Below are 5,456 nucleotides of genomic sequence, written 5' to 3' on the forward strand. Positions count from 1 at the left end.
AGCCAATTCTAATAGAAAACCGCCAGACATGCTATGTCTGGTTGCGGCGTCGGTCATGAGAAACCCCTGCCCGCAGTATTGTCGGGGCCAGGCGGTTATAAAAATTTTGCTTTTCATCCCGTCGATTCGGGCAACGCTATCCATATTGGGACTAATCACTCAAATATCAAGCCCCACTCTCATTTCTTTTCTCAATTTGCACCTCTCTTATCAGCATCATCAGCTCTTGGGTTTCTTCGGAGCTTAGTCCTTCCTGAGCCACTTTGGCCTGCAATTCTTCGATCCGCTGCTTCAGAAACTGGTTGATGAAGCCGACGAAGGTGTCCTGCAATTCTCCCAGAATATCCGGCTCCTGATCGAGTTTGATCTCCTCGAACAGGTCGTGCATGGCCAGCTGAGCAAGGATCTCTCCTTCCTTGGTACCACGCCAGTGTTCCAGCAGGATACCGGTTGTGATACCAGGCTGTGCCTGGATTTGCTGGTGCAGTTGCAGCAGGAACTTGATGCCCTGTACGCGTAGTCCGGCCAATTCCGGCATGGGGGGAAGCTCAGCCGTTACTGCCGGATATTGCACCATCAGTGCCAGTGCACGCCGCAGTGGTGTCAGCTTGGCTGCCTTGGGTTTGTTGACCTCGGCCTTGGGCTGACTGTTGCGAGCAAAGAGCTCGGCGATGCGCTGCTTGTTCTCGCCCCAACGCATCATGCTGGAGAGACGAGTGATCAGCCCTTCGCGGGTAAACCCTTCCGGAACGCGACGAATAAGCTCGGCGGCCTTGTTGGCCACTTCGAACTTGCCTGCCTCACCCGAAAGTGCGGCATCCCGACCGAGACGCTCGAACATGAAGTCGGCGAACGGTTGGGCTTCATCGAGCAGGGCTTCAAAACCCTCCTTGCCGATCTGGCGTACCAGCGAGTCGGGATCCTCGCCATCGGGCAGGAACACGAACTTCAGCTCGCGGCCATCCTGCAGATGAGGGAGGGCATTATCCAGCGCGCGCCAGGCGGCTTCACGACCGGCGTTGTCACCGTCGTAGCAGCAGACTACCTCGGCGGTGGTGCGAAACAGGGTGTGGATATGGTCGCTGGTCGTTGCAGTACCCAGCGCCGCCACCGCATAGTCGATGTCGTACTGACCGAGTGCCACCACATCCATGTAGCCTTCCACCACCAGGATCCGGCGTGGATCCTTGTGTGCCTGCTTTACTTCGTAGAGACCGAACAGCTCCCGCCCTTTATGGAAGATGGGGGTCTCCGGCGAGTTCAGGTATTTGGGGGTGCCATCACCCAGCACCCGGCCACCGAAACCGATGACCCGGCCACGCTTGTCACGGATCGGGAACATGATGCGATCGCGGAAACGATCATAACTCCCCGGGCCATTGCCACGGGTGATCAGCATGCCGCCCGAGATAAGCAACTGCTCGTGATCCCGGCTGGCGCCGAAGCGGCGACGCACCTGATCCCAATCGCCGGGTGCATAGCCAATATTGAAGCGTTTGACCACTTCACCGGTCAGGCCGCGGCCTTTGAGGTACTCCACCGCATGGGGAGCGCTCTTGAGGTTGCTCTCGTAGAAGCGGGCAATCTGGTTCATCAGCTCGAACAGATCCTTGCTGACAGCGGGCTGGCTATTGGCCGAGCCGCCGATGCTCTGCTCGCGAGGTACCGGCATGCCCTGCATGCTGGCGAGCTCTTCGATGGCATCGGGAAATTCGAGACCGTCGTACTCCATGACAAAGCCGATGGCGTTGCCGTGGGCGCCACAACCGAAACAGTGGTAGAACTGCTTCTCCTGGCTGACGGTAAAAGAGGGGCTTTTTTCGTTATGAAAAGGGCAGCAAGCCTGGTAGTTCTTACCGGCTTTTTTCAGCCGCACTCGCGAGTCGATCAGCTCGACTATGTCTGTGCGTACGAGCAGATCGTCGATAAAGGATTGGGGGATCCTGCCTGCCATAACCGTCCTGTTTCATTGCGGAGAAAATAAAAAAGCCGCGCATTCCAATGGAAGCACGGCTTCTTCGACCAAACAAGAGAGTTGCCTGTTACGCCAAGCGGGTTTTCACCTGAGCACTGACGGCGCCGACATCGGCACGCCCCTGAATTTTCGGCTTCAAAACAGCCATGACCTTGCCCATATCAGCCATAACGGCAGCACCACTTTCAGTGATGGCTTGCTCGATCAGGGCGGCAATTTCATCTGCGGTCAGCTGTTGCGGCAGGAACTCCTGCAACACAACGATCTCGGCGGACTCTTTGTCGGCGAGATCCTGGCGACCGGCAGCTTCAAATTGGCTGATGGAATCGCGGCGCTGTTTGACCATTTTGGTCACGACAGCGAGGATATCCTCATCATTCAGCTCAATACGGGTATCGACTTCACGTTGCTTGATTTCTGCCATCAACAAGCGGATCGCTCCCAGACGTGCCTTATCTTTGGCAAGCATGGCGAGTTTTTGCTGATCCTTGAGTTGATCCTTCAGAGACACGGCAATATCTCCCGATTAGTACAGGCGGATACGACGTGCGTTTTCGCGAGACAGCTTCTTGGCGTGACGCTTGACAGCAGACGCTTTGGCGCGCTTACGAATGGTAGTCGGCTTCTCGTAGAACTCACGGCTACGAACTTCGGACAGGATACCGGCTTTTTCGCAAGAACGCTTGAAACGACGCAGAGCAACGTCAAACGGCTCATTTTCACGGACTTTGATTACTGGCATGTGCCTTTCACCTCAGTGATAAATTGTTAGCTGACCTTCAATCGATCAGCATGTCTTAAAATGGTGCGAAATTATACTCTGGACAGGGAATGAAAGTAAACCCGCAGAGATCGCTCTGGTTTAAAAAACCCGCGAAGGTTACCATAGCCGTCTCATTTTAGCAGTGAAATTTTTTAGCAATGCGTGTATTGGGCATAGAGACATCCTGTGACGAAACCGGGATCGCGATCTTCGACGATCAAAAAGGGATCCTTTCCCATCAGTTATACAGCCAGGTCAAGCTGCATGCGGACTACGGTGGCGTTGTCCCCGAACTCGCCAGCCGGGATCATGTTCGCAAGACGATCCCGTTGATCCAGGCCGCATTGCAAGAGGCGGGACTGGGCAAAGATGACATCGACGGCATCGCGTATACCGCGGGTCCGGGTCTGGTTGGCGCCATTCTGGTGGGGGCGACCATTGGCCGCTCTCTGGCGATGGCGTGGAACAAGCCGGCCATTGCGGTCCATCATATGGAAGGGCACCTGCTGGCCCCCATGCTGGAAGAGAAAGCTCCCGAGTTCCCCTTCGTGGCGCTGCTGGTCTCCGGTGGTCACTCCATGCTGGTGCGGGTCGATGGTATCGGCAGCTATCAGCTGCTGGGGGAATCCATCGACGATGCCGCTGGCGAAGCGTTCGACAAGACCGCCAAGCTGATGGGGCTGGACTATCCGGGTGGTCCGCTGCTCTCCCGTCTGGCCGAGAAGGGCACTAAGGGGCGCTTCCACTTCCCCCGTCCCATGACTGATCGCCCAGGGCTCGACATGAGCTTCTCCGGCCTCAAGACCTTCACCGCCAACACCATCGCCGCCAATGGTGATGATGAACAGACCCGTGCCGATATCGCTCGGGCGTTTGAAGATGCGGTGGTCGATACCCTGGCCATCAAGTGCCGTCGTGCCTTGAAAGAGACCGGTCTCACGCGTCTAGTGGTCGCCGGTGGCGTCAGTGCCAACCGTCATCTGCGTGCCCAGCTGGCCGAGCTGATGGAGAGCCTCAAGGGCGAGGTGTTCTATCCGCGCACTGAATATTGCACCGATAACGGCGCCATGATCGCTTACGCCGGTATGCAGCGCCTGAAAGCGGGCGTGTTTGAGCCGCTGGCGGTCAAAGCCGTGCCGCGCTGGCCGCTGGATACCCTGGATCCGGTCTGATCCGAGGGTTCCCGCCTTCTGGCGTGGTGCTGAGTACCATGGTGGCCTACTACTCCGGCAATCCAGCAGCGGTGGTTATAGCGCAGCTGGTAGGCTGTTGTAGTGTCTGCTGTCGCCGTGGTTGAGCCATCCGGATAAGAGGTCAGCCCTCTTGCTGTCAGACAGCCAAGCCAACCACAGAGTAAAAAGAGATAAAAAAAATCCCCGCCAACTGGCGGGGATTTTTGTTTGGCTATCAGCAGGCGATGAATTACAGCAGGATGCCGCCGAAGAAGAAGCCCAGTGCCACGGCGATGGCGATGGTGGCGGTGCCCGGTACGAAGAAGGGGTGGTTGAAGACCGCCTTACCGATACGGGTGGAGCCGGTGTCGTCCATCTCTACCGCGGCCAGCAGGGTCGGGTAGGTCGGCAGTACGAACAGGGCGCTCACGGCTGCGAAGGAGGCAATCGCAGTCAGCGGGCTGACACCCAGTGCCAGTGCGGCAGGCATCAACGCTTTGGTGGTGGCGCCTTGTGAATAGAGCAGCATGGCAGCGAAGAACAGCACCACGGCCAGCAGCCAGGAGTACTGGTTCAGCAGGTCGCCAGCGATCAGCTGGATGGTGTCCATGTTGCCTTTCACGAAGACGTTACCCAGCCAGGCCACACCCAGTACGCAGATACAGGCGGACATACCGGACTTGAAGGTCGGCATGTTGGTGACCTGGGTGGCGTCCAGTTTGCACACCAGGGTCATGATGGTGGCCGCGGCCAACATGATGCCCATGATGGCACCGTCACGGGGGATCGGCGGGTTGGTGATCAGGCCCACTTTACCGGAGATGGCAGTGGCATAAGCCATGACAGCAACGATGGCGGCGATGAAGATCCAGACAGACAGTTTGGCGTACGGTTTGATCTCGAGCTTGGTAGTACCACGCAGTTTGATCAGGCCCTTGGCTTTACGCTCCAGATAGACTTCGTCCTGATCCAGCGGTTTGCCCATCATGTTGGCAATGAAGGCGCCCAGGATACAGGCCAGGAAGGTAGAGGGGATGCAGATGGCCAGCAGGGTCAGGTAGTCAACACCGAACGGCTCGAGCATGCCGGAGAAGGCAACCACAGCGGCAGAAATTGGGGAGGCTGTGATGGCGATCTGGGAAGCGACAACCGCGATGGAGAGAGGACGGGATGGGCGGATCCCTTGCTCTTTGGCCACTTCAGCGATCACCGGCAGGGTGGAGAAGGCGGTATGACCGGTACCGGCCAGCATGGTCATCAGGTAGGTGACCACCGGGGCGGCGAAGGTGATGTATTTGGGGTTCTTGCGCAGCGCTTTTTCTGCCAGGAAGACCAGATAGTCCATCCCGCCAGCCAGTTGCATACAGGCGATGGCGCAGATGACGGACGCGATGATCATGATCACATCCCAAGGGATGTAGCTGACCAGTTGATCGCTCGGGATGGGCATGCCCAGACCCCACGTCAATACCAGTACCCCCAGACCACCGGCAAAGCCGATGCCGATGCTGCCTATCCGGGCCCCCAGATAGATAGCGGCGAGCAC

General features: G+C 57.5%; 5 protein-coding genes. 1 reads left to right on the forward strand and 4 read right to left on the reverse strand.

The window, feature by feature from the left end:
* Positions 1–166: 166 nt before the first annotated feature.
* The 3 genes from dnaG to rpsU all read right to left on the reverse strand — a co-directional run bounded on the left by dnaG (position 167) and on the right by rpsU (position 2,717).
* Positions 167–1,954: a DNA primase gene (gene dnaG / locus G5358_RS19905; protein WP_421324771.1), complete on the reverse strand. Its 1,788-nt coding sequence runs from the start codon at positions 1,952–1,954 to the stop codon at positions 167–169.
* Positions 1,955–2,042: 88 nt separating this feature from the next.
* Complete coding sequence (locus tag G5358_RS19910; RefSeq protein WP_005349081.1) at positions 2,043–2,486, reverse strand: GatB/YqeY domain-containing protein; 444 nt, start codon at positions 2,484–2,486, stop codon at positions 2,043–2,045.
* 15 nt (positions 2,487–2,501) lie between these two features.
* Entirely contained in the window at positions 2,502–2,717 is a 216-nt protein-coding gene (gene rpsU, locus G5358_RS19915) for a 30S ribosomal protein S21 (RefSeq protein WP_005309452.1), read from the reverse strand.
* A 179-nt stretch (positions 2,718–2,896) separates the two neighbouring features.
* On the opposite strand from rpsU, the gene tsaD reads away from it, so the two are divergent.
* Positions 2,897–3,910, forward strand: coding sequence for a tRNA (adenosine(37)-N6)-threonylcarbamoyltransferase complex transferase subunit TsaD (gene tsaD, locus G5358_RS19920; protein WP_005340567.1), 1,014 nt, complete (start codon positions 2,897–2,899; stop codon positions 3,908–3,910).
* A gap of 250 nt (positions 3,911–4,160) precedes the next feature.
* Here the strand turns inward: tsaD and G5358_RS19925 are convergent.
* A partial coding sequence (locus G5358_RS19925; RefSeq protein ID WP_421324772.1) for an anaerobic C4-dicarboxylate transporter occupies positions 4,161–5,456 on the reverse strand: 1,296 nt, incomplete at its 5' end.

This window comes from Aeromonas sp. 604176 (assembly GCF_049170755.1).
In the GTDB taxonomy this organism is placed as follows: domain Bacteria; phylum Pseudomonadota; class Gammaproteobacteria; order Enterobacterales; family Aeromonadaceae; genus Aeromonas; species Aeromonas veronii_A.